The 22,745-nt window shown below is 69.5% G+C and carries 18 protein-coding genes and 1 tRNA gene; 11 read left to right on the top strand and 8 right to left on the bottom strand.

Annotated elements, in window-relative coordinates:
- The first annotated feature begins 155 nt into the window (after positions 1–155).
- Positions 156–1,430, top strand: a complete 1,275-nt coding sequence (locus tag P9K36_RS29550; RefSeq protein ID WP_278306308.1) for a PQQ-dependent sugar dehydrogenase — start codon at positions 156–158, stop codon at positions 1,428–1,430.
- Positions 1,430–2,020 carry a c-type cytochrome gene (locus P9K36_RS29545; RefSeq protein WP_043760359.1) on the top strand — a complete coding sequence of 197 codons (591 nt, stop codon included), beginning with the start codon at positions 1,430–1,432 and terminating at the stop codon, positions 2,018–2,020. The genes P9K36_RS29550 and P9K36_RS29545 overlap by 1 nt, the downstream gene beginning before the upstream one ends.
- Positions 2,021–2,191: 171 nt before the next feature.
- Here P9K36_RS29545 and P9K36_RS29540 read toward each other — a convergent pair whose 3' ends face one another.
- Positions 2,192–2,962 carry an MOSC N-terminal beta barrel domain-containing protein gene (locus P9K36_RS29540; RefSeq protein ID WP_043760358.1) on the bottom strand — a complete coding sequence of 257 codons (771 nt, stop codon included), beginning with the start codon at positions 2,960–2,962 and terminating at the stop codon, positions 2,192–2,194.
- A gap of 199 nt (positions 2,963–3,161) precedes the next feature.
- Between P9K36_RS29540 and clpB the strand changes: the two genes are divergently transcribed.
- From clpB to P9K36_RS29525, 3 genes are all read left to right on the top strand, one after another.
- A complete protein-coding gene (gene clpB, locus P9K36_RS29535; RefSeq protein WP_043760357.1) occupies positions 3,162–5,798 on the top strand; it encodes an ATP-dependent chaperone ClpB in 2,637 nt (878 codons plus the stop codon).
- Between the two features lie 185 nt (positions 5,799–5,983).
- Entirely contained in the window at positions 5,984–6,328 is a 345-nt protein-coding gene (locus tag P9K36_RS29530) for a hypothetical protein (RefSeq protein ID WP_043760356.1), read from the top strand.
- Between the two features lie 258 nt (positions 6,329–6,586).
- On the top strand, positions 6,587–8,533 hold the full coding sequence (locus tag P9K36_RS29525) for a DUF4139 domain-containing protein (RefSeq protein ID WP_236961723.1): 1,947 nt from the start codon (positions 6,587–6,589) through the stop codon (positions 8,531–8,533).
- 92 nt (positions 8,534–8,625) lie between these two features.
- On the opposite strand, the gene P9K36_RS29520 is transcribed toward P9K36_RS29525, so the two are convergent.
- From P9K36_RS29520 to P9K36_RS29505, 4 genes are all read right to left on the bottom strand, one after another.
- A complete protein-coding gene (locus P9K36_RS29520) occupies positions 8,626–9,519 on the bottom strand; it encodes an inositol monophosphatase family protein (RefSeq protein WP_043760354.1) in 894 nt (297 codons plus the stop codon).
- On the bottom strand, positions 9,516–10,091 hold the full coding sequence (locus P9K36_RS29515; protein WP_078947354.1) for an NUDIX domain-containing protein: 576 nt from the start codon (positions 10,089–10,091) through the stop codon (positions 9,516–9,518). The genes P9K36_RS29520 and P9K36_RS29515 overlap by 4 nt, the downstream gene beginning before the upstream one ends.
- Before the next feature lie 7 nt (positions 10,092–10,098).
- On the bottom strand, positions 10,099–10,806 hold the full coding sequence (locus tag P9K36_RS29510; RefSeq protein ID WP_043760353.1) for a glutathione binding-like protein: 708 nt from the start codon (positions 10,804–10,806) through the stop codon (positions 10,099–10,101).
- Positions 10,807–10,913: 107 nt separating this feature from the next.
- Complete coding sequence (locus tag P9K36_RS29505) at positions 10,914–11,864, bottom strand: SMP-30/gluconolactonase/LRE family protein (protein ID WP_043387050.1); 951 nt, start codon at positions 11,862–11,864, stop codon at positions 10,914–10,916.
- A gap of 352 nt (positions 11,865–12,216) precedes the next feature.
- On the opposite strand from P9K36_RS29505, the gene P9K36_RS29500 reads away from it, so the two are divergent.
- Positions 12,217–12,293, top strand: a tRNA-Pro gene (locus P9K36_RS29500).
- Between the two features lie 25 nt (positions 12,294–12,318).
- Positions 12,319–12,630, top strand: coding sequence for an ETC complex I subunit (locus P9K36_RS29495; RefSeq protein WP_043761734.1), 312 nt, complete (start codon positions 12,319–12,321; stop codon positions 12,628–12,630).
- A 16-nt stretch (positions 12,631–12,646) separates the two neighbouring features.
- Here the strand turns inward: P9K36_RS29495 and P9K36_RS29490 are convergent, their stop codons facing one another.
- Both P9K36_RS29490 and P9K36_RS29485 read right to left on the bottom strand, forming a co-directional pair.
- Positions 12,647–13,105, bottom strand: coding sequence for a nucleoside deaminase (locus tag P9K36_RS29490; protein ID WP_043760352.1), 459 nt, complete (start codon positions 13,103–13,105; stop codon positions 12,647–12,649).
- Positions 13,106–13,169: 64 nt separating this feature from the next.
- Complete coding sequence (locus tag P9K36_RS29485) at positions 13,170–14,237, bottom strand: spore photoproduct lyase family protein (RefSeq protein WP_043760351.1); 1,068 nt, start codon at positions 14,235–14,237, stop codon at positions 13,170–13,172.
- A gap of 306 nt (positions 14,238–14,543) precedes the next feature.
- Here P9K36_RS29485 and P9K36_RS29480 point away from each other — a divergent pair, with 306 nt between their 5' ends.
- A complete protein-coding gene (locus tag P9K36_RS29480; protein WP_278306307.1) occupies positions 14,544–16,457 on the top strand; it encodes an EAL domain-containing protein in 1,914 nt (637 codons plus the stop codon).
- Between the two features lie 33 nt (positions 16,458–16,490).
- On the opposite strand, the gene P9K36_RS29475 is transcribed toward P9K36_RS29480, so the two are convergent.
- Positions 16,491–16,715 carry a hypothetical protein gene (locus P9K36_RS29475; protein WP_043355250.1) on the bottom strand — a complete coding sequence of 75 codons (225 nt, stop codon included), beginning with the start codon at positions 16,713–16,715 and terminating at the stop codon, positions 16,491–16,493.
- A gap of 844 nt (positions 16,716–17,559) precedes the next feature.
- Here P9K36_RS29475 and P9K36_RS29470 point away from each other — a divergent pair.
- The 3 genes from P9K36_RS29470 to P9K36_RS29460 all read left to right on the top strand — a co-directional run bounded on the left by P9K36_RS29470 (position 17,560) and on the right by P9K36_RS29460 (position 22,708).
- Positions 17,560–19,149, top strand: coding sequence for a TolC family outer membrane protein (locus tag P9K36_RS29470; RefSeq protein ID WP_051045025.1), 1,590 nt, complete (start codon positions 17,560–17,562; stop codon positions 19,147–19,149).
- 197 nt (positions 19,150–19,346) lie between these two features.
- Positions 19,347–19,877: a DUF2497 domain-containing protein gene (locus P9K36_RS29465; RefSeq protein ID WP_043760350.1), complete on the top strand. Its 531-nt coding sequence runs from the start codon at positions 19,347–19,349 to the stop codon at positions 19,875–19,877.
- A 113-nt stretch (positions 19,878–19,990) separates the two neighbouring features.
- Positions 19,991–22,708 carry a valine--tRNA ligase gene (locus P9K36_RS29460; RefSeq protein ID WP_043760349.1) on the top strand — a complete coding sequence of 906 codons (2,718 nt, stop codon included), beginning with the start codon at positions 19,991–19,993 and terminating at the stop codon, positions 22,706–22,708.
- Positions 22,709–22,745 lie beyond the last annotated feature (37 nt).

Genomic DNA, 22,745 nt, shown 5'->3' with positions numbered 1-22,745 from the left:
GGACACGGCAGCGCGCGTAATCCCGGGCCGCGTTACGGCGGCCGCGGAGTGTCGCCTCGGCGCCCCCAATCCCGGTCGCGCTCTCCAGCCGACCGTTGAATAAAGAGTGCAGAGCGAGCGGGCGGTCCGTGAGACCGTCCCCACCGGGAGACACCATGACGCCGATCCGCCAGCCGATCCTGATCCGCAGCCTCACCGCGGCCCTCGCCGGCCTGAGTTTCGGCCTGATGGACCACGGCCGCGCCGCGGCACAGGAGACGGCCGCCACCGCGGCCCCGCCGCCCAGCGTCCAGGTCGACCGCGGTTCGGCGCTGTACGGCCGCCCCGAGGGCGGCGCCGCAGCCAAGCTCGCGCCGGTGGCGGGGCCGCCGTTGGCGGCCGCAGCCGCCAAGCTGCCGCTCGACAAGCTGAAGGTGCCGGAGGGCTTCAAGACCGAGGTCTATGCCAGCGGCCTCGCCAACGCCCGTGAGATGACCCAGGCGCCGGACGGCACGCTGTACGTGGGCACCCGGACGGTGGGGAAGGTCTACGCGGTGCTTCCGAAGGCGGATGGGGACGGCAAGCGCGAGGTGAAGACCATCGCGTCGGGCCTGCATCGGCCGAACGGCGTCGCCTACCACGACGGCGCGCTGTACGTCGCCGAGCTCTCGAAGATCTGGCGCTACGACGACATCGCGAACCACCTCGACGGCGCGGCGAAGCCGACCCTGGTCTATGACGACCTGCCGAAGGACGAGGCCCATGGCTGGAAGTTCATCGCCATCGGCCCGGACAACAAGCTCTACGTGCCGGTCGGTGCCCCGGGCAACATCGTGATGCCGCCGGACACCCACGCGCAGATCCGGCGCATGGACCTCGACGGCAAGAACGCCGAGGTGATCGCCCGCGGCGTGCGCAACACCGTCGGATTCGACTGGAACCCGAAGACCAAGCAGCTCTGGTTCACCGACAACGGCCGCGACTGGGTCTCGGAGGACATCCCGAACGACGAGCTGAACGTGCTCACGGAGCCGGGCAAGCAGCATTTCGGCTATCCGTACTGCCACCAGGGCACGTTCACGGATCCGGAATACGGCTGGGGTCATTCCTGCTCGGAATTCACCGCGCCGGCGGCGCTCCTCGGCCCGCACACGGCTTCCCTCGGCCTGCGGTTCTACACCGGCACGCAGTTCCCGGAGGCCTACCGGGACGCGATGTTCGTCGCCCGGCACGGCTCGTGGAACCGCACCGCCAAGCTCGGTGGCGACGTGGTCGTGGCCAAGCCCGGACCGGACGGCAAGACCGCAGCAACGGAGCCGTTCCTGACCGGCTTCCTCCAGGACAACAAGTATGTCGGCCGCCCGGTGGACGTGCTGGTCGCCAAGGACGGATCGCTGCTCGTGTCCGACGACTACAACGGCGCGATCTACCGCGTCAGCTACGGCCGGTGATGCGCCGCCACCTCCGGTCGATCCGCGGGCTGGCCCCTGCCCTCGGCGGGCTGCTCTTGACGAGTGCGGCGCTTGCCGCCCCGGACGCGGCGCTGCAGGAGCGCGTCGCCCCCTGTATCGGCTGCCACGGTTCGGGCATGTCCGCGACGGAGGGCGTGCCCTCGCTCGGGGGACAGCTTCCGGACTACGTGGTGACGCAGCTCTTCCAGTTCCGGGAGAAGCAGCGGGAGGCGCCGCCGATGAACGAGGTGGCCGCCGGATTCTCCGACGACGACCTGCGCAGCTACGCCGACGCGGTGGCGACGCTGCCGCCGCCCGCCTGGTCCGGTCCGCCGGCCGATGCGGCTCTGACGGCACGGGCCCAGGCGCTGGTCGCCAAGCACCAGTGCAATTCCTGCCATGGACCGGATCTCGCGGGTCGGGACGCGATCCCGCGGATCCGGGCACAGCGCGAGGACTACCTCGCCAAGGCGCTCGCCGGCTACAAGTCGAACGCCCGGCCCGGCTACGATCCCGCCATGAACGAGGCGGCGCAGGGCCTGAGCGAGGCCGACATCAAGGATCTGGCGGCCTACGTGTCGCGGCTCTGAGGGCGGGCTCGGGCGCTTCCCCGCCTCCTCTCACCCTGAGGTGAGCGCGAAGCGGGCCTCGAAGGCGTAATCCAGGGATCGCGCGGCCGGCTGAAGCCCCAATCCGAGGCGTGCGCCGCGCTCCGGCCCCTCAGGATGACGGGGGCTTATGGGACCGCTCTTCCGGTCCCGTCACCGCACGACCCGCAGTGCGTCGCCCTTCGCCAGCGCCCCGCCGGCGATCACCTCCGCGTAGACGCCGAGGTCGCGGTGGCCGAGGCGGGCGTCGAGCGTCCAGGGGATGTCGCAGTCGCGGATGCCGCTGGTCGGCTCGACGTTTGTCGCCGCGCACCGCACCGTCCGTTTGGTGATCTTGAGCCGCAGCCCGCTCGGCGCTTCGACCACCTGCCCAACCATCTCCAGTTCGGCGAAGGGGTCGAGCCCCTCGACGAGCAGGTTGCCGCGGAAGCGCAGCGGGTCCACGGGCACGCCAAGATAATCCTCCACCGCCGCCACGCTCGCACGGTTGATGAGCGACACGTAGCCGGTTGGGGAATCCGTGAACCGGTATTGCGGCGGGGCGGCGAGCACCTTCGGTTCGCCCCGCAGGCTCCCGGGAATGAACCGCCGCATCAGATCCGCAAGCCCCTCTCGGCCGGCCTCGGTGTCGAGGTTGAAGGCCTGCGGCTCGCCATGGCCCTCGACGGTGAGAGTCGCCGTAGCATCCTCGTAGCGGGTGCGCAGGCGGGCGAGCGCCTCGTCACGCATGAGCATCAGGTACTTCGTCTTCGGCTGATGGCGGGGCGCCACCGCGTTGAAGCCCGAGGGCCCGTTCTCGATGGCGTAGAGCCGGTCGCCCGGGAAGAAGCCGCTGGTCTTGAGGTCCGCCCGCTCGACGGGTTCGGGACTCAAGCCCTTCACCGGATAGCGGTAGAGAGCGCTGACATGAATCAATGCGGTCATGCGCGAAGCGTGGCCCTGAAATGATCCGTCACGCAAGAGCTTCATCGCCCCTTGTGGTGCCCAATTGCAACACCACATCGGGATCACCGGCGGTCGCCAATGGCGCCGGGGCCCTCGCGCGGCGGATAGCCGGAGGGCGACGTTTCGGTGGCGCCGCGCCTCTCATCGGGCGGCGGATGCCGGTACGGGAGGGTTGTGCATGAACTTCGAAAAGTACACCGAGCGCGCCCGCGGCTTCGTGCAGGCGGCTCAGAACCTCGCGATGCGCGAGGGACATCCCCAGCTTCAGCCGGGTCACCTGCTCAAGGTGCTGCTCGACGATCCGGAAGGCCTCTGCGCCGGCCTGATCGACCGCGCGGGCGGGCAGTCGCGGGTGGCGCTGGCTCAGACCGAGCAGTGGCTCGCCAAGCAGCCGAAGGTCTCCGGCAACGCGGCCGCCCCGCAGGCGACGCGCGAGCTGATGCGCCTGTTCGACACCGCCGAGAAGGCCGCCGAGAAGGCGGGCGATTCCTACGTCACGGTGGAGCGGCTGCTCCTCGCCCTGGCGGTGGAGAAGGATTCCGAGGCCGGCCGCGCGCTCCAGGCGGCGGGTGTCACCCCCGCCTCGCTGAACGCGGCGATCAACGCCCTGCGCAAGGGCCGCACCGCCGACAACGCCTCGGCCGAGAACGCCTACGACGCCCTGAAGAAGTATGCCCGCGACCTCACCGAGGCCGCCCGGGACGGCAAGCTCGACCCGGTGATCGGCCGCGACGAGGAGATCCGGCGGACCATCCAGGTCCTGTCCCGGCGTACCAAGAACAATCCGGTGCTGATCGGTGAGCCCGGCGTCGGCAAGACCGCCATCGTCGAGGGTCTGGCCCTGCGCATCGTCGACGGCGACGTGCCGGAGAGTCTCCGGGACAAGAGCCTGCTCGCCCTCGACATGGGCGCGCTGATCGCCGGCGCGAAGTACCGGGGCGAGTTCGAGGAGCGGCTGAAGGGCGTGCTCTCCGAGGTCACCGCGGCAGAGGGCAGCATTATCCTGTTCATTGACGAGATGCACACGCTGGTCGGCGCCGGGAAGGCGGACGGGGCGATGGACGCCTCGAACCTGCTGAAGCCGGCGCTGGCCCGCGGCGAGCTGCACTGCGTCGGCGCGACCACGCTCGACGAGTACCGCAAGCACGTCGAGAAGGATGCGGCGCTCGCCCGGCGATTCCAGCCGGTCTTCGTGTCGGAGCCGACCGTGGAGGACACGGTCTCGATCCTGCGCGGCCTGAAGGAGAAGTACGAGCAGCACCACGGCGTGCGCATCCAGGATTCGGCCCTGGTGGCGGCGGCGACCCTCTCGAACCGCTACATCACCGACCGGTTCCTGCCCGACAAGGCCATCGACCTCATGGACGAGGCCGGCTCGCGCCTGCGCATGCAGGTCGATTCGAAGCCCGAGGAGCTCGACAACATCGACCGGGAGATCGTCCGGCTGAAGATCGAGGCCGAGGCGCTCAAGAAGGAGACCGATTCCGCCTCCCGCGACCGGCTGGTCCGGCTGGAGAAGGAACTCGGCGACTTGGAGGAGCGCTCGGCGGCGATCACCGCCCGCTGGAAGGCCGAGAAGGACAAGCTCGGCACCGCGGCCACCTTGAAAAAGAAGCTCGACGAGGCGCGCAACGAGCTCGCCGCGGCGCAGCGCCAGGGTCAGTATCAGCGCGCGGGCGAGCTCGCCTACGGGGTCATCCCGGGCCTGGAGAAGCAGCTCGCCGAGATCGAGGCCAAGGCCGATGCCAAGTCGGAGAACGGCCGCGACGCGATGATGGAGGAGGCCGTCACCCCCGCCCACATCGCCGGGGTCGTCTCCCGCTGGACCGGCGTGCCGGTGGACAAGATGCTGGAGGGCGAGCGCGAGAAGCTGCTGGCCATGGAGGAGGCGCTCGCCAAACGCGTCGTCGGCCAGCGCGAGGCGGTGGAGGCGGTCTCGACCGCGGTCCGGCGCGCCCGCGCCGGGCTTCAGGATCCGAACCGGCCAATCGGCTCGTTCATGTTCCTCGGCCCCACGGGCGTCGGCAAGACCGAGCTGACCAAGGCGCTCGCCGGCTTCCTGTTCGACGACGACACGGCGCTCGTGCGCATCGACATGTCGGAGTACATGGAGAAGCACGCGGTCGCCCGGCTGATCGGGGCGCCTCCCGGCTATGTCGGCTACGAGGAGGGCGGTGCGCTGACCGAAGCCGTGCGGCGTCGGCCCTATCAGGTCGTGCTGTTCGACGAGGTCGAGAAGGCGCATCCGGACGTGTTCAACGTCCTGCTGCAGGTTCTCGACGACGGGCGGCTCACCGACGGCCAGGGGCGGACGGTGGATTTCCGCAACACGCTGCTGATCATGACCTCGAATCTCGGGTCCGAGTATCTGGTGAACCAGCCTGCGGGCGAGGACACCGACGCGGTCCGCGACGAGGTGATGGGCGTGGTGCGGGGCCACTTCCGGCCGGAATTCCTGAACCGGGTCGACGAGATCATCCTGTTCCACCGCCTGGCGCGGTCGGAGATGGGGGCGATCGTCGAGATCCAGCTCGGGCGGCTGCAGAAGTTGCTGGACGAGCGCAAGATCACCCTGGACGTCGACGAGGAGGCCAAGACCTGGCTCGCCGACAAGGGCTACGACCCGGCCTACGGGGCGCGGCCGCTCAAGCGGGTGATCCAGAAGAATGTCCAGGATCCGCTGGCCGAGCTGGTGCTCTCGGGCAAGATCCATGACGGCGAGAAAGTGCCGGTTCGCCTGGGCGCGCTGGGCCTGATGATCGGCGACGTCACGGTCGGAGCCGAGCGGCGGCCGGTCAACGCGACGCTGAACTGATCCTGAGACAGACGATCGGGCGGCGCGCCCACACAGGGTGCGCCGCCTTTTCCGTCTCGGCTTCGTTCCACCGGCCCTCGCGACGCGATCGCGATCCCGAGTGACGACGCGTGCCGTATCGGCCGCCAGCGTCACGATGAGCTAGTTGCCTGGACAGCGTGGACGGGCCTGGGGATCCTGGCGGCATGCGTCGCGCCCACGCCGCCCTGATTCTCGCCGAACCCCGCTTCGCTGCGGCGGACCATCACCCGCCGCCCGTCGCGGCTGCCCTCGCCAGGGCCAAGGCCTCCTGCGGATCCGAGGCGGCAACGCACGAGCCCGATGTCATCACGCGGCGGGCCGTCAACGGCAGCGCTATGGCCGACGTCGTCCTGCGTTTGAGTGCCGTTCCGTGCGGTGATGACGCCGCGTCCGACGGCGGCACCGCAAGCTGCGAGATGCGGGTCTCCGCATCGAAGAAAGACGAGTTCGTCGAGGCCTTCGATCCGATCGCCTTCTGGAGCGGGAGCACAGACAGCCGGATACGCTAGCGTGCAGCCGCGGGCCGCAGCATGTCGACGAGGCACTGCGCATTCGTTCAGCGGCATCCGTGCCGCATGGGGGCGTGCTCCGGTCCGGACAGCAGGCGAGCTCCGACCGCGATCGGTTTGCGGCCGCGAGCGTCACGCAGCCTTTGCCGGACGGCGCACGGTCGGCCGGATTGGCCTCGTGCTCGGCGGCGTGCCCCCTGACGGGAGACAGGCGAATTGATCCCATCGCATCTGATCTTAGCCGGAGCCCTGTTGTCCATGATCGCAGCCGCGCCGCCCCTGATGGCAGCCCCCGACGGCATCCGCGCCGTCACCCTTTCGAGCGGCGGCCTTGCCGAAGTGACCCTGGTTCATCCGGTCGACGGCGATACGACGATCGGGCTCAACGTCAGGCCAGAGCAGATCGACGACATCCTCAAGAGCCTCGTCGTGCGTGATCCGCTCGGCACCGTCGGTGCCCTGCGTCTGGACGGGGTGGATCAGGTCGACGAGACGCTGCGGACGATGCCGTTCACCGCGGACGATCTGTCCGCGCCGGCGCGCCTCGTGGGGAAGCTGCAGGGCATTCCAGTCAAGATCCAGAGCGCCGGGCGCACGCTCGAAGGCCGGGTGCTCGGCGTATCCGAGCGCAATGCCGGAACCGAGGCGGGCGAGGTCGCGATCCTGACCGTGCTGACCGGGTCGGGCACGCTCGAATCCGTGCCGATCGAGGACGGCGCGACCGTGACGATCCAGGATCCGGTCATGGCGGCCAGGATCGCCGCGGCCGTCGACGCGGCCGGCAAGGCCAAGGTCGGCGATGCCCACCGGGTCGAGATCGATGTCGCGGGACGCGGCCGGCGCGAGGTCCGGTTGACCTACGTCGTCGCCGCGCCCGTCTGGAAGACGAGCTATCGCATCGTCGACGGCGGCGAAGGCCGGGCGAATCTGCAGGCCTGGGCGGTCCTCGAGAATGCCCTCGGCGCGGACTGGAAGGGCGTCGACGTCACCCTGTCGTCCGGATCGCCGGTGGCGCTGCTCCAGCGCCTGCACCGGCGTTACTGGCGCACGAGACCGGAGGCGCCGGTGATGGTCGACGATGTCGGCATGCCCGATCTCGACCAGGGCACGGTCGCCCCGAAGACGCTGTCCCGTCTGCGTGCCCCCGCGGCGCCCGCTGCCGCTGTGCCCCTTCCGGCTCCGATGGCGCGCCTCGACGCGCGCCTGGACGCTGCGGAATCCGGCTACGAGGCGGCGGCCGCGACGGCGAGTGCCGGGGCCAGCGAGGGAGATGTGTCGGCCAACTTCACGCTGCCGCATCCGGTCGATCTCCGCGCCGGCGGCACGCTGTCCGTGGCGTTCATCGATACCGAGATCGAGGCCGAGCGGATCGCCCTCTGGAAACCGGGTCAGGGGATCCATCCGATCGCGGCCCTCAGGATCCGCAACGGCACCGCCGCGATGCTGCCCGCCGGTCTCATCACCCTCTACGACCGCAAGGCCGGCTACCTCGGGGATGCGCGCCTGCCCGCGACCCCCGTCGGCGAGCAGCGGCTGGCCAGCTTCGCCGTCGACCGGAAGGTCGCCGTCCAGGCGGAGACGAAGCCGAGCGAGGCCTTGACCAAGATCACGGTGGTCGACGGCGTGGCGCGCGCGACGATGATTGCCCGTGAGGTCACCACCTACACGATCAAGGGTGCGCCGGACGCCGCCCGGGCCGTCATCATCGAGCATCCCCGACGCGATGGCTGGACCTTCACGTCCTCCGCCCGCGACAGCGAAACCCCCACGGCCTATCGTCTCAAGGTCGCGGTTCCCGCCGGCGGGTCGGCAGAGACCCAGGCCGTGTTCGAACGCGTTCAGATCGATGCCTACGATCTCGTCGATGCCGATGAGGCGCTGCTGGTCCGCTGGGCCTCCCTCGCCGCCGAACCGGCCCTCGGCGGCAAGCTCAGGACCCTGTCGCAGGTCCGCGCGGAGGTTGCCGCGGCGACGCGCACCGTCGAGGAGATCGGCGAGCGCGCGGCGAAGGTGCAGGCCGAGCAGGAGCGCATCCGCAGCAATCTCGGCGCCGTCCCCAAGGACAGCGAACTGGCGCGGCGCTATCTCGCCCGTATGGGCGCCCAGGAAGACGAACTGGCGAAGCTGGCCGCCGACCGGGCCGGGGCCGAGAGCGAGCTGAAGGCCGCACAGGCGCGGATCCGGACGCTGATCGCGGCGCTCTGACCGCCCGTCCCGGATCCGTTCGCGGTCCGGGCCCGAAGTCCCGTCCGCGAAGGGCGTCCCGCGATCCGGGCGCCCGCCTCCGGGATGATGTCCTAGGCCGGGCGGATCGCCGCGGCCAGATCGGCCGCCTGATCGCGATCCCGACACACCAGCCAGAGATCGTCGTGAGCTGACAGCTCAGCGTCGAACAGGTCGACGAAGGCGGCCGGCGGATCCCCGAGGTCCGGCCAGTGGAACAGGCGGAAGCCCAGCGCCTCGAACAGGGGCAGGATCGGGCCCAGGTCCCACAAGCGGTTGTTGCTCAGGGTCGCGTCGAGGCGTCCCGTGGCCAGGAGCGCGGCATCCGAGATCGCGCCGCCCTCGCTCCAGGGGAACCAGCCGCAGCCGTAATCCAGGGTGTAGCGCTGCGCCGTGACCGACAGCCAGCCGACATGGCCGGTCCGGCGCTCCGGCCGGTGGAGCGGGCGCAACGCCGCAATCATGCGGCCGCCGCGGGTCGGCGCCCAGAAGGCCCGGCCCTCACTGGCCGCGAGCAGGATGCCCTCCGTCGCCTCCGCCGGGATGCTCTGGGCCGGCGCTGAGCGGTCTTCGTTCCAGGCCGGCAGGCTCATCACGCAGCTCCGGGGCCAGCCCGAGCGGCAGGCCGCAACCATCACGCCCCAGCCCGACAGGCCGCCCGCGAAGGGTCGGGTGCCGTCGATCGGATCGCCCACGAAGGTCCAGGCATCCCGGGCGAGCAGCGCCCGGGCCGCCGCCTGTCCCAGATCCTCGGCGGTCTCCTCCTCGATCAAATCAGGGCCGAACCGCGCGTGCATCAGCTGGCTGACGGCGAGGTCGGCCTCGGTTAGGGCCTGGCCGAGATCCGGGCCCTTGTTGGTCATGTCCAGGCCCGTCGCCCGCATGGTCAAGGCCAGAGGTGCGGCCTCCTCGGCGAAGGCCAGCATCTGAGCGAGGACATCGGATTCGGACGTGTCGGACGAGGTCATGCGGCGAACAAGTCGGGGCTTCGGAGCATCAGGGCCTGGACCAGGACCAGCGTCTTGAGATCGGGCAGGCGACCGGCGCGGGCCTGATCGCCCAGCGTGGCGAGGGGCACTTCGAGGGCGAGAACCTGCTCGCCCTCTTCGTGGAGGCCGCCGCCGGATCCAACCCGGTCGGAGGCGCCGTAGGGCGCAAGGTAGAGCCAGAGCCGCTCCGAAGAGATGCTCGGCATGCTGTAGGCATGCGCCACCGGCTCGAGATCCCGAAGGCGGACGCCCGCCTCCTCCATCGCCTCGCGGATCGCGGTCTCCTCCGGCGCGGCGCCGTCGAGGCCGCCCGCGGGCGCCTCGTCGAGATCGGCCGGCTCGCCCCAGAAAGCCGGGCCGACCCGCGCCTGCCGCACGAGCAGCGCCACGCGCCGAACGGGATCGTAGGGCAGCACGCAGGCCGCCTCGCCGTGATCCTCCAGCGCCCGCCGAACGGTGCTCCCGTCCGGCAGCGTCAGCGTGGCGATGCCGAAGGTGTTCCAGCCGCGGTGGATCACCTCCAGCGGCAGGGCAGGCGCGGCCTCGGTCATGTCCCGGTCAGCGCTTCGTGCTGGAAGCGGTCTGGCCGAACATCACCTTCTTGGCGTCCTCGCTCATGGTCTTGCCGTAGTCGGGATTGACCTCCGGGGCGCGGGCATAGGCCGCCTGCGTGGCCGGCCGCTCGGCGATCGCCGTGAACCAGCGCTTCAGGTTCGGGTGGTCATCGAGGTTCTGACCCTGCTTCTCGTAGGGCACGATCCAGGGATAGCAGGCCATGTCGGCGATGGAATAATCAGGGCCGGCGACGAAGGCGCGATCGGCCAGGCGCCGGTCGAGGACGCCGTAGAGCCGGTTGGTCTCGTTGACGTAGCGCTTGATCGCGTAGTCGATCTTCTCCGGCGCATATTGCGAGAAGTGGTGGTTCTGGCCGAGCATCGGGCCGAGGCCACCCATCTGCCAGAACAGCCATTGCAGCACCTCTGCCCGGCCGCGCAGATCCCCCGAAATGAAGCGCCCGGTCTTCTCGGCGAGGTAGAGCAGGATCGCTCCCGATTCGAACAGCGAGACCGGCGCGCCGCCGCCGGCCGGCTCATCGTCGACGATCGCCGGCATCCGGTTGTTGGGCGCGATCTTGAGAAAATCCGGATTAAACTGCTCGCCCTTACCAATATTTACAGGGTGAATGCGGTAGGCAAGCCCCGCCTCTTCGAGAAACATCGTGATCTTATGGCCGTTCGGCGTCGGCCAGTAGTGGAGTTCGATCATCGGCTGGTGTCCCGTTATGCCCCGGCGGACGGGAAGTGGGTCGGCGCGGCGCTCCGGTCAAGCACGCGACCGGCGGCGCGGGCGAGCCGCGATATCCTGGCCTTGCCTCATCCGCCGGCGCAGCCCTGGACCTCGACGTAGAGGGCATAGAGCGACTGGCTCGCCGCCATGAACAGGCGGTTGCGGTGCCGGCCGCCGAAACAGAGGTTGGCACAGCGCTCCGGCAGCCGGATGCGCCCGATCGGCCGGCCGTCGGGATTGAACACCATGACGCCGTCCAGGGCGTCGTCACCCATGCCCCAGCCGCACCAGAGATTGCCGTCGACGTCGCAGCGCAGCCCGTCTGGCGTGCCCGGCCCGGCATCGATCAGCACGCGCCGGCCCGAAAGGGCACGGCCGCCGGCCACGTCGTAGGCGACGATCCGCCGGGTCGGCCGCCCGCGCGATTCCACGAGGTAGAGCACGCGGCCATCGGGGGAGAAGCACAGGCCGTTGGGGCCGGCGAGGTCGGTGGCCACCGTCTCCAGCACGCCGGTGACCGGGTCGAGCCGATACACGTTCTGCGGCAGTTCGGCCTCGGCGCGGGCGCCCTCGTAGAACCCCGCGATGCCGAAGGGCGGATCGGTGAACCAGACCGCACCGTCGGCGGCCGTTACGACGTCGTTGGGGGAGTTGAGCCGCCGGCCCTCGAACGCGTCCGCGAGCACGGTGATCGCGCCGTCATGCTCGGTCCGGGTGACCCGACGGTTCCCGTGCTCGCAGGTGACGAGCCGCCCTTGACGGTCGCGGGTGTTGCCGTTGGCGAAACCGGACGGCTTCCGGTAGAGGCCGACCGCGCCGCTCTCCTCATCCCAGCGCAGGATGCGGTCGTTGGGGATGTCGCTCCACAGCAGGTAGCGACCGTCGCCGAACCAGACCGGGCCCTCGCACCAGCGGAAGCCGGTGGCGAGGCGCTCCACGGCCGTGTTGAACACCCGGTAACGGGCGAAGGCGTCGTCGAGGATCTCGACCGCCGGATCGGGATAGCGCGGGCTCGGTGTCCACACGGGAAGGTCCATGTCGCTCGCGGCGATCGTCGCGGTTTCGGCGCCCGCCGGCAAGGGTCATCAAGGGCCAACAACCGCCCCCGCATGGCCGAAGGCCCGACGGTGGCGACGAGGGCCGGTGTTCCCGGCGCGGCGATCCGTAACGCCCCATCCTCCACCCCCCAGTGATGGTGGACGCTGGTTCGTCAGCAGGGAAGCCCGGCCCTCGTCCCGAATCGGACGCTATCGCTCCGTGAATTGTCTGACAAGTCGGCCGGGCGCTGCAGGCGCGCCGGAAGCACGCAGGCGCTGGAATGGGCCACCGGCGTGCCGCGCCTTGCGGGGGACCGGCGGAACCGCTACGGCATTGAGGCCGTGTGGCAGTCGGGGTGTAGCGCAGTCTGGTAGCGCACCTGGTTTGGGACCAGGGGGTCGTAGGTTCGAATCCTATCGCCCCGACCATTCGATCAGGAGCTTGTCGAGTCCGATGCCGAGCGCCCGCATCTTCCGTCCGTCTCGGGATGCCACGCAGTCTGGCCTCGCCCGGACCAAGCAGTGGGTTCTGGAATTCGACCAGACCAGCCCGCGCGAGATCGATCCGCTGATGGGGTGGAACGGCTCCTCCGACATGCTTCAGCAGGTCCGCCTGGAATTCGACACCGAGGCGGAGGCCGTCGCCTACGCGAAGCGCGAGGGCATCGCCTTCCGCGTCGAGCAGCCGGCCAAGGTGGTCCGGCGCAAGGGCCTGTCCTATTCCGACAATTTCAAATTCAACCGCACGGCGCCGTGGACGCATTGAGTCCGGCGAGTTCGGATCAGGCTGTCCGGCGCGCTTTCCAGGCCGGGTAGGGCGAATCGCCCGGCGGACGGAGCTGGCTGATCCGCATCGGCTGCGCATCCAGGGGCTGGCAGAGTTCGGCGTAGATCGTCGCGCTGCCGGCACCGTAGGTCTCGGCCTCCTCGGCCGAGAAGGCGAAATAGCCTTCCTTGAAGCCGGCAAGCCGCATCGCCGCGTGGCACATGGGGCACGGGCGGCCGCTCGCGTACATCACGCACTCGCCGAGATCGCGCCGGCCGAGCAGGCGGCTGGCTTCGCGCAGCGCAACCATCTCGGCATGGGCGCTCGGATCGTTGGTGGCGTGCACGGTGTTGGCCGCGCGGACCAGCACGGTGCCGTCCTGCACGATCACCGCGCCGTAAGGGGCGCCGCCGGCCTCGACATTGGCCTCGGCGAGGGCGACCGCCTCGCGGATATGATCTTCGTGCATCCCCATGGACGATCCCCTCTGCGCTGGCGCGGCAACGCCGGGCGCGGCGGGAAGTTCAGCGACCGGGGCCTCAGAACGCGTAGCGCACGGTGCAGTAGGGCATGGTCTCGGCCAGCAGGGCCTTGAACCGGACGAGCCACCGGCCCTTCCAGCCGGCCCGGTAGCGCAGGTTCGTGCCCCCGCCCTCGGAAACCTTCGCCTCCTGAATGTCCGGCCGCCAGAGCAGGTCCTCGGCCTTCGGGTGCCAGCCGAGATTGACCGCATGCAGATCCGCATTGTGGGTCAGCATGATGATCTCGCACTTGAGCTGCGCCTTGGCGGCGTCGGACAGGGTCGCGTCGATCTCGGCAAACAGGGCCCGCCAGTCCGCCTCCCAGTCCTCGTAAAGGATCACGGGCGAGAAATTGACGTGGACTTCGTAGCCGGCGGCCACGAAGTCGTCGATGGCGGCGATCCGCTCCGGGATCGGGGCGGTGCGCACGTCCACGATCCGGGCGATCCGCGCCGGCATGAGCGAGAAGCGGATGCGCGTCTTGCCTTGCGGATCGTAGGCCAGGAGATCGCGGTTCACGGCCTTGGTGGCGAAGGAGGCCTTGGCGTTGGGCAGGGTGCGGAACAGCGCGATCAGGGCGCGCACGCCGCCACTGACCGCCGCATCAACCGAGAGGTCGCCGTTCTCGCCGATGTCGTAGACCCAGTATTCCGGATCGATCGGATCCGGCGCCGGCAGGCGTCCCTGACGGCCGGCGTGCCGGGCGATCGCCGCGCAGGCCTGCTCGACGTTCACGAACAGCGAGATCGGGTTGGAGAAGCCCTTGCGGCGCGGCACGTAGCAATAGGCGCAGGCCATGGCGCAGCCGTTGGAGGTCGAGGGCGCGATGAAATGGGCGCTGCGGCCGTTGGGACGCATCGCGAGACCCTTCTTCACGCCGAGGACCAGGGTCGAGCGCTTGATCCGCACCCAATCCTCCACCGATCCCGCATTGCCGTGGAGTTCGGGGATGTTCCAGTGCGACGGCACGACGATGCGCTCGGCGTCCGGGAAACGGGCCAGGATCTCCCCGCCGAGCGGAAAGTCGCGGACGGCAGGCTCGTGGTAGATCGTCCGGATATCGAGCAGGTCGCGGGTGAGGGCCATGGACGATCCGGGGCCCGGGAGCGGCCCGGGTGTCGATATGGTGCTTTCGGGCGCGGCCGGAATGCCCCGCGTGCCGGCGCTTCTGCGCATCCGCAGCGCGAAAAGATCGAGATCGCTTGCGGTGGTCGATGATCGTTCAACGATATCTAACGATTCGCTGTCATGAGTCGCTCAGCTTTGAGTGGACATATGATGATCGCTTGGGACCAGGAGAGATCCGGGCCAGGCTCACCCGGCTCCGGTGAATCTCTCGACCCTGCGGATCCGAGGTGGGACGCGCTAGTCCGGCGGGACCAGCTCGAGGCCATGCGCGGGACCGTGCTGGCGGCCATCCCCGTCAACATGCTGCTCGGGCTGGCGAGCATCCTGGTCGCCTATCGGAGCGGGCACGGCGCCCTGGGGGCCGCCTGGTTTGCGGCATCGACCTGCGTCAATCTCCTGCGGATCGTGCTGTGTCGGATCCCCTGCCTCGGCCTCGCGCTGACCGCCGACATGACGCCGAGCCTGGCCGCGACCGCCGCGCGCTCCGTCGACCGGCACCTGCGCGTCTGCACGCTCGCGGCATTTCTCTCCGGCCTGGTCTGGGCTTGCCAGCCGCTCCTGTCCGCCGGCTACACCTCACCCGAGACCCTGTTCTATCTCACGATCACCTGCGGCGTGACCGCCGGGGCGGTGACGCACGGGATTGCCTATGCGCGCATTCCGATCGCCTTCATCGCTCTACCGCTGCTGTCGGTCTCCGTCTGCCTGACCTATGCGGGTGACTTCGACCGGAACTGCCTTGCGGCCTGCGTCGTCCTCTACCTCGTGGCGCTGACGCACACCGCGTTCCGGAGCCAGGTCGTGTTCCGCGAGGCGAGCCGGCTCAAGAACGAGGCCCATGCCCTCGCCCGGTCGCGGGCCGAAGCGCATGCCAGCGCCAGCGCCCTCGTCGACGAGATGCGGTGGCGCGCCACGCACGACGACCTCACCGGCCTGCTGAACCGCGCGGGATTCCTCCAGGCGGCGGAAAGCAGGCTCCACAGCGGGACGCTCAGCCTGCTGCTGCTCGACCTCGACGGCTTCAAGTTCGTCAACGACGTCTACGGGCACAAGGCGGGCGACCGGGTGCTCGTCGAAGTGGCGCGCCGGCTGAGGGATGCGCTGCCGGAGAACGGCCTTGCGGCCCGGCTCGGCGGCGATGAATTCGCCGTGCTTTACGATCCCGCCACCTCCGGTCTGGCCCACGACGTCATGGCGGCCAACTTCATCACGGCCGTGGCACACCCGTTCGACGGTTTCGACGCGGGCCGGCTCGGGGTCAGCATCGGCGTCCATGCCGGTCCGGAGCCCAGTCTGACCGAGATGCTGAGCTGCGCCGACGAGGCCCTCTACGCCGCGAAGGCCGGAGGCCGGAATCGCTTCCGGGTGTTCGATGCGGGCCTGCGCGAGGGCCTGCAGATGCGGCGCGACCTGGAGCGCGACCTGTCGCAGGCCCTGGTCGAGAACGCGCCCAGGGTCTGGTTTCAGCCGATCTACGCCGCGGATGGCCACACGCTGGTCGGGCTGGAGGCGCTGATCCGCTGGGAGCATCCGCGGCTCGGCTGGATCGCCCCGCCGGACCTGATCGCCGCCGCCGCGATGGCGGGCCTCACCGAATCGCTGCTCCGCTACATCCTTGAGCAGGTCTGCGCGATGCTGGAAATCCTGCGCAGCCGTGGCCTCGATGGGGTCCGCGTGGCGATGAACGTCTCGCCCCGGGAGATGGCGCAGGTTCCGGTGGACGAGATCGTCATCGAGCGCCTGGGCCTGCTCGACCTGCCGCCCACCATGCTCGAGATCGAGATCACCGAGGAGACCGCCCTCGACATCGGCGCGGTTCAGGGGAAGCTGCAGGCCCTGTCGCGCGCCGGCATCCGGATCACCCTGGACGATTTCGGCATCGGCTACTCGTCGCTCTCCTCCCTGCGGCAGCTCAAGGCGGATCGGATCAAGATCGACCGAAGTTTCGTGACCGGGCTCGGCACATGCGACGACAAGCGCGGGCTCGTCCTCGCCGTCCTGGGCCTCGGGCGCCTGCTCGGTCTCGACGTCGTGGCGGAGGGCGTGGAATCGGTCGACGACCTGCACATCCTCCAGGCGATGGGTTGCCCGTTCCTGCAGGGCTATTATCTCGGCCGTCCGATGCCGGTGGAGGCCATGGAAGACACGCTGCTCGTCACGCGCATCGCGGCGGCCTGAAACCCGCAGTCGCCGCGGAGCTTCCGAACCGGATCAGAAGCGCTTCGCGCCCGCCGGCCGGCGGCGCAGGAACCGGCGCGTCGCCGCGCGCCACAGGCGGTCGGGAACTCCGTAGAGCCAGACCAGCCCGGCGACGACGGCGACCGCCAGCAAGAACAGCCACGCCAGACATTCGAGGACGGGACCCGGTGCCGGCCCGGACTCCGCCCGGTCATACCAGAGGGGATCGGTGTCCCAGGGCGGATCGTTCTCGTCCACGATGAAACCCTCCACCACGGCGCCGACCCGCGGACCCGGATGTTCGCACGGCGGTGGCCGACGGATCGCCGGCCGCCCCGGCTTACAGGGCCTTTGGATCCGTTCCGCGAACCGACCCGAACGACCGGCACCGAACCGGCCCGGTGAGTGGACGCTACTGCCGGGGTTCGATTCCATCGAATACTCAATTCGGACGACATCCAGCGCCGGAACACCCTGTTCTGACGGGATCAACCCGTACGCTGTCGTCCCGCCCGCGTGACACGTCCCCTCGGTGGCCGGAATGGTCGCGGATCCTGCGAGATGCGACGACCGTGCGGCGGTCGATGGCGGCCGTGGATGGCGGCCGTGGATGGCGGCTCTGTCGGCCGCCTGTCTTGCGCGCCCGCGAGCCGGTCCCGAACCGGGCGGTGAACGCGACGCCCGACATCCGCTTCCCGCCACAAATCGGGTGCCCGAAACCCGGCTCCCCTCCCGGGTGGCAAAGCTGGCACCGTCTTGGGCAGCGCGCAGACGTTGCTGATCCACAGCCATTTATATTTGCACCGATACCGTATTCGGGACGGCACTTACCGTAACGGCCCAGCACGCGGGGTAACGGAGACCGGATGTGTCACCTTAATGCCCCAACGCCGGACTTTCCGCCGCCATCCCTAAGCCGGGGCGAGCCAAAGCGCCCGGTTTGCGCTAAGCGTGACGGTGGGGCGGGCTTGATCGGAGACGAGCGAAACGCCGTACCTTGGCCGTTTTCGTCTCGGACATCCGAACCGAAAGAGACCGCAAGGGCTTGTTCATCGTGACACGACGTCCACAAGCGAGTTGCTCGACATTCCGTTTGGTCGGGATGGTCTCCGGGCTCGCGATTCTGGCAGCGATGCCGGCGTCTGCCGAGACACTCGAAAGCGCGCTCGCGAAAGCCTATCAGGGCAATCCAAGCCTCAACGCCAGCCGCGCCGGCGTGCGCGCGACCGACGAGAGCGTCGCGATCGCGCAGTCGGGCTATCGCCCCCAGGTCAATCTCGGGGCGCAGATCGGCGTCCAGTACCTTCAGACCCGCAGCTCCAGCACCGCCGCGGCCGCTGCAGGCTCGGCCAGCACCGGCACGTCGGCGACCGGCACAGCCGGTCTCGGGGGCACCACGGGCGGCGTTACGGGCGGCACCGGGATCGGCGTCGGAACGAGCACGACGGGTGTCGGCACGACCGACATCGGGGCGGGCTCGTCCGGCGTGGCCGGCACATCGGCGACCAGCGGAGCCGGGGCGACATCGAGCACGGCTGAGATCGCCTCGGCCCAGACCATCACCTCTAAGCGGACTGTCCGGACCACCTACCTGCCGAGCACCGCGAGCCTGACGGTCTCGCAGACGCTGTTCAACGGCTTCCAGACGGACAACCTGACCCGCCGCGCCGAGTCGACCGTGTACAGCCAGCGCGAGACGCTGCGCTACACGGAGCTGACCGTGCTCTACAACGCCGTTCAGTCGTACATGAACGTGCTCAGCAACACGGCGACGCTGGAACTCAACCGGAACAACGTCGAGGTCTTGGAGGAGCAGCTGCGCCAGACGCGCGACCGCTTCAACGTCGGCGAGGTGACGCGGACCGATGTCGCCCAGGCCGAGGCCCGTCTCGCGGGTGCCCGCTCGCAGGTGAGCGCGGCGGAATCGGCCCTGCGGACGAGCATCGGCATCTACCGGCAGAATATCGGTGTCGAGCCGCGCCAGCTTGCGCCCGGCCGGCCGCTGGACCGGTTCGTTCCGCACAGCCTGGACGCCGCCATCGCCATCGGCCTCCGCGAGCATCCGCAGATCGTGTCGGCGATCCACGCGGTCGACGCGGCCGAATCGCAGGTGAAGGTGCTGGAAGGTCAGCTGGCGCCGCAGGTCAGCCTGCAGGGCTCCCTCAGTCAGGTCTACGACCAGACCGGCCCGAACCAGAGCTTCTTCGTCGGATTCGTGGGCGGCCGGCTGAACATCCCGATCTACGAGGGCGGCCAGACCTACGCGCAGATCCGGCAGGCGAAGGAGACCGTCGGCCAGACGCGCATCCAGGTGGATCAGGTCCGCGATCAGGTCCGCGCCCAGATCGTCGATTTCTGGGGTCGCCTGGAAGCCGCCAAGGCCCAGGTCATCGCCGCCCAGGCCCAGGTCCAGGCCAACGAGGTGGCGCTGAACGGCGTGCGCGAGGAGGCCCGCGTCGGCCAGCGCACCACCCTCGACGTGCTGAATGCGCAGCAGGAATTGCTGAACTCCCGCGTGAACCTCATCGTCGCCCAACGCGACCGCGTGATCTTCTCCTACGGCGTGGTCCAGGCGATCGGGCAACTCACCGCGCGGTTCACGGCACTGCCGGTCGAATATTACAGCGCCAAGGTCCACTTCGATCAGGTCAAGGATCTGTGGTTCGGTCTGCGCACGCCGGACGGCCGCTGAGGGCTTTTCCACGGGGAGTGTGTTGCGGGCACGCTTGCCGCCACGAAACGGCATGGAATACTGATTGAACAACGATCCGATCGGGTCGCGTTCCAGTCTCCCATGCCCGAGTGCGCCTGCCGATGAGTGCAGCAAGCCCAAAGATCCCGGACACGAAATTCCAGGACAAGGCTGCCGATAAGGCGCACGAGCCTTCGATGGAAGAGATCCTCGCGTCGATCCGCAGGATCATCGCCGACGATCAGGCCGCCAAGCCCGCCGAGACGTCGGTCGCGCCGGAGCCCGATGACGTGCTCGACCTCGCTGAGGTCGCCGAGCCGGTGACGCGCCCGCGCGTGGTCGAGCCGGAGCCGGAGCCGGAACCTGCTCCGGACCTGCTCGATTTCGACGCGATCGACTTCGAGGACCCGGTCGCCGCGGCACCGGAGCCCGATCCGATCCCGGAACCGCCGGCACCGCCGCGGCCGCAGCCCGTGCTCCAGGCCGTGCGCGCGCCGGAGCCGGAGCCGGAGCGGGAGGCCCTGGTCTCCCCGGCGACCGACGCCAGCGTCAGCGGCGCGTTCAACCTGCTGGCCCATACGGTGCTGACGCAGAACGCCCGGACCCTCGAGGATCTCGTCAAGGAGATGCTCCGGCCGATGCTGAAATCCTGGCTCGACGACAACCTGCCGGCCGTGGTCGAGCGCCTCGTGCGCGCCGAGATCGAGCGGGTCTCGCGCGGGCGCTGATGCGGCGGCCTGGGTACGGTGGCCGCGAGCCGCCGTCCGCGTGTTGACGGGAGCGGCGTGACGGTCGAAAGCGGGGCCAACCCCGTTTGGACAAGCGCCGGCCCGTACCCGCGATGATGGACAAGACCTTCGAGCCCACCTCCGTCGAGGCGCGGATTTCCGCCGCCTGGGCCGAGGCGGACGCCTTCCGCGCCGGCCGGCCCGAGCGCGCCGGGGCTCCGCCGTACTGCATCGTGATCCCGCCGCCGAACGTGACGGGCTCGCTGCATATGGGCCACGCCCTCAACAACACCCTGCAGGACATCCTCTGCCGCTTCGAGCGCATGCGCGGCAAGGACGTGCTCTGGCAGCCGGGGACGGACCATGCCGGCATCGCCACCCAGATGGTGGTCGAGCGGCGGATGATGGAGCAACAGGAGCCTGGCCGCCGCGAGATCGGCCGCGCCGCCTTCGTCGAGAAGGTCTGGGCCTGGAAGGCGGAATCCGGCGGCGCGATCGTCAACCAGCTGAAGCGGCTGGGCGCCTCCTGCGACTGGTCCCGCGAGCGCTTCACCATGGACGAGGGCCTGAGCCGGGCCGTCCTCAAGACCTTCGTCGACCTGCACCGGCAGGGCCTGATCTACCGCGACAAGCGGCTGGTGAACTGGGACCCGAAGTTCCAGACCGCGATCTCGGACCTGGAGGTCCAGCAGATCGAGACGAAGGGCCATCTCTGGCACTTCGACTATCCGGTCGTCGACGAGACCGGAACCGAGACCGGGGCGGTTATCACGGTGGCGACCACCCGTCCCGAGACGATGCTGGGCGATACCGGCGTCGCGGTCCATCCCGAGGACGAGCGGTATACGGCGCTGGTCGGCAAGCGCGTGCGCCTGCCGCTGGTCGGGCGGCTGATCCCGATCGTCGCCGACACCTACTCGGACCCGGAAAAGGGGACGGGCGCGGTCAAGATCACCCCCGCCCACGACTTCAACGATTTCGATGTCGGCCGCCGCCAGGGACTCGGCGTGATCAACGTCCTCGACCCCGAGGGGCGGATGCTGCTCGAGGGCAATGCGGCCTTCCTCGACGAGACCTCGCCCGAGCCGGAGGCCCTGGCGCTCCACGGCCTCGACCGGGCGCAGGCGCGCAAGGCGGTGGTCGCGCTGATGGAGGCGCGCGGGCTCCTGCGCGCGACCGAGCCGAACACCCACGCGGTCCCGCACGGCGACCGGTCCGGCGTGGTCATCGAGCCCTACCTGACCGACCAGTGGTACGTGAACGTCAAGCCGCTCGCGGAGCGCGCCCTCCAGGCGGTGCGCGACGGGCAGACCAAGTTCGTGCCCGAGAACTACGAGAAGATCTTCTTCCAGTGGCTCACCAACATCGAGCCCTGGTGCATCTCCCGCCAGCTCTGGTGGGGCCACCAGATTCCGGTCTGGTACGACGCGGAGGGCGGCATCTTCGTCGCCGAGAGCGAGGTGGAGGCGCTGGAAGCGGCCGAGGCGAAGCACGGCCGCTCCGTGGCGCTGACCCGCGACGAGGATGTCCTCGACACGTGGTTCTCCTCGGCCCTCTGGCCGTTCTCGACCCTCGGCTGGCCGGATTCGACCCCGGAACTCGGTCGCTTCTACCCGACCAACACCCTGGTGACCGGCAAGGACATCCTGTTCTTCTGGGTCGCCCGGATGATGATGATGGGCCTGCACCTCACCGACCGGGCCCCCTTCGACACGGTCTACCTGCACACCCTGGTGCGGGACGCGTCGGGGGCGAAGATGTCGAAGTCGAAGGGCAACGTCGTCGATCCGCTGGAGCTGATCGATCAGGTCGGCGCCGACGCCCTGCGTTTCACCCTCTGTGCGCTGGCCGTCCAGGGCCGCGACATCAAGCTGTCCACCGACCGGGTCCAGGGCTACCGCAACTTCGCGACCAAGCTCTGGAACGCTGCCCGCTTCGCCGAGCTGAACGGCTGCCGCCTGGATCCGGCCTTCGATCCGCGCTCCGCCACCGGCGCGATCAACCGCTGGGCGCTCACCGAGGCCGCGCGCGCGGTCGACGAGGTCACGGGTGCCCTCGAGGCCTTCCGCTTCAACGACGCCGCGGCGGCCGCCTATCGCTTCGTCTGGAACATCTTCTGCGACTGGTATCTCGAACTCGCCAAGCCCGTGCTCCAGGGCGAGGGCGTCGACCCCGCGATCCGGGCCGAGACACAGGCGAGCGTGGCGTTCCTGATCGATCAGGTCGCCAAGCTGCTGCACCCGTTCATGCCCTTCCTCACGGAGGAGCTGTGGGCGATCAAGGGGGCCGAGCTGCCGGAGCGCGGCCTCCTGACCCTGGCCTCCTGGCCGGACCTCGGCGGCCTTGCCGATGCGGCCGCGGAGGCCGAGGTCGGGTTCGTGGTCGATCTCGTCAGCCAGATCCGCTCGGCGCGGTCCGAGACCAATGTCCCGGCCGCCGCGCAGATCCCGCTGGTGATGGTCGGCGCCGCCCCTGAGGTCCGGGCGCGGGTGGAGGCATGGCGGGACACGCTGCTGCGCCTCGCGCGCCTGTCGGACATCACCTTCGCGGAGGCGCCGCCGAAGAACTCGGTTCAGCTGCTGGTGCGCGGGAGCGTCGCCGCACTGCCCCTGGAAGGCGTCGTCGATCTCGCCGCCGAGGTCGCCCGCCTGAAGAAGGAGCAGGGCAAGGCGCAGGGCGAGATCAAGAAGATCGACGCCAAGCTCGGCAATGCCGACTTCGTGGCCCGGGCGCCCGAGGAGATCATCGAGGAGAACCGGGAGCGGCGCGACAGCGAGGCGGCGCGGCTCGTGAAGATCGAGGAGGCTCTGGTCCGGCTCAGCGGGGACTGAGCGCCCGTCCCGGGCCGCTGAGGCCCGGGCTCGGCGC

Origin of the sequence: Methylobacterium sp. 391_Methyba4, from assembly GCF_029691625.1 — a bacterium.
GTDB classification, from domain to species: Bacteria; Pseudomonadota; Alphaproteobacteria; order Rhizobiales; family Beijerinckiaceae; genus Methylobacterium; species Methylobacterium fujisawaense.
Note: the sequence above shows the minus strand (reverse complement) of the source record. Positions and strands in the feature narration are given on the sequence as shown.

Excerpts from the sequence above, each read along its gene's own strand:
- P9K36_RS29510 (WP_043760353.1), bottom strand. The coding sequence starts at position 10,806 with ATGATCGAACTCCACTACTGGCCGACGCCGAACGGCCATAAGATCACG.
- clpB (WP_043760357.1), top strand. The coding sequence starts at position 3,162 with ATGAACTTCGAAAAGTACACCGAGCGCGCCCGCGGCTTCGTGCAGGCG.
- P9K36_RS29495 (WP_043761734.1), top strand. The coding sequence starts at position 12,319 with ATGCCGAGCGCCCGCATCTTCCGTCCGTCTCGGGATGCCACGCAGTCT.
- P9K36_RS29540 (WP_043760358.1), bottom strand. The coding sequence starts at position 2,962 with ATGACCGCATTGATTCATGTCAGCGCTCTCTACCGCTATCCGGTGAAG.
- P9K36_RS29515 (WP_078947354.1), bottom strand. The coding sequence starts at position 10,091 with ATGACCGAGGCCGCGCCTGCCCTGCCGCTGGAGGTGATCCACCGCGGC.
- P9K36_RS29550 (WP_278306308.1), top strand. The coding sequence starts at position 156 with ATGACGCCGATCCGCCAGCCGATCCTGATCCGCAGCCTCACCGCGGCC.
- P9K36_RS29505 (WP_043387050.1), bottom strand. The coding sequence starts at position 11,864 with ATGGACCTTCCCGTGTGGACACCGAGCCCGCGCTATCCCGATCCGGCG.
- P9K36_RS29520 (WP_043760354.1), bottom strand. The coding sequence starts at position 9,519 with ATGACCTCGTCCGACACGTCCGAATCCGATGTCCTCGCTCAGATGCTG.
- P9K36_RS29480 (WP_278306307.1), top strand. The coding sequence starts at position 14,544 with ATGCGCGGGACCGTGCTGGCGGCCATCCCCGTCAACATGCTGCTCGGG.
- P9K36_RS29460 (WP_043760349.1), top strand. The coding sequence starts at position 19,991 with ATGATGGACAAGACCTTCGAGCCCACCTCCGTCGAGGCGCGGATTTCC.
- P9K36_RS29490 (WP_043760352.1), bottom strand. The coding sequence starts at position 13,105 with ATGGGGATGCACGAAGATCATATCCGCGAGGCGGTCGCCCTCGCCGAG.
- P9K36_RS29525 (WP_236961723.1), top strand. The coding sequence starts at position 6,587 with ATGATCGCAGCCGCGCCGCCCCTGATGGCAGCCCCCGACGGCATCCGC.
- P9K36_RS29470 (WP_051045025.1), top strand. The coding sequence starts at position 17,560 with ATGGTCTCCGGGCTCGCGATTCTGGCAGCGATGCCGGCGTCTGCCGAG.
- P9K36_RS29545 (WP_043760359.1), top strand. The coding sequence starts at position 1,430 with ATGCGCCGCCACCTCCGGTCGATCCGCGGGCTGGCCCCTGCCCTCGGC.
- P9K36_RS29465 (WP_043760350.1), top strand. The coding sequence starts at position 19,347 with ATGGAAGAGATCCTCGCGTCGATCCGCAGGATCATCGCCGACGATCAG.
- P9K36_RS29485 (WP_043760351.1), bottom strand. The coding sequence starts at position 14,237 with ATGGCCCTCACCCGCGACCTGCTCGATATCCGGACGATCTACCACGAG.
- P9K36_RS29530 (WP_043760356.1), top strand. The coding sequence starts at position 5,984 with ATGCGTCGCGCCCACGCCGCCCTGATTCTCGCCGAACCCCGCTTCGCT.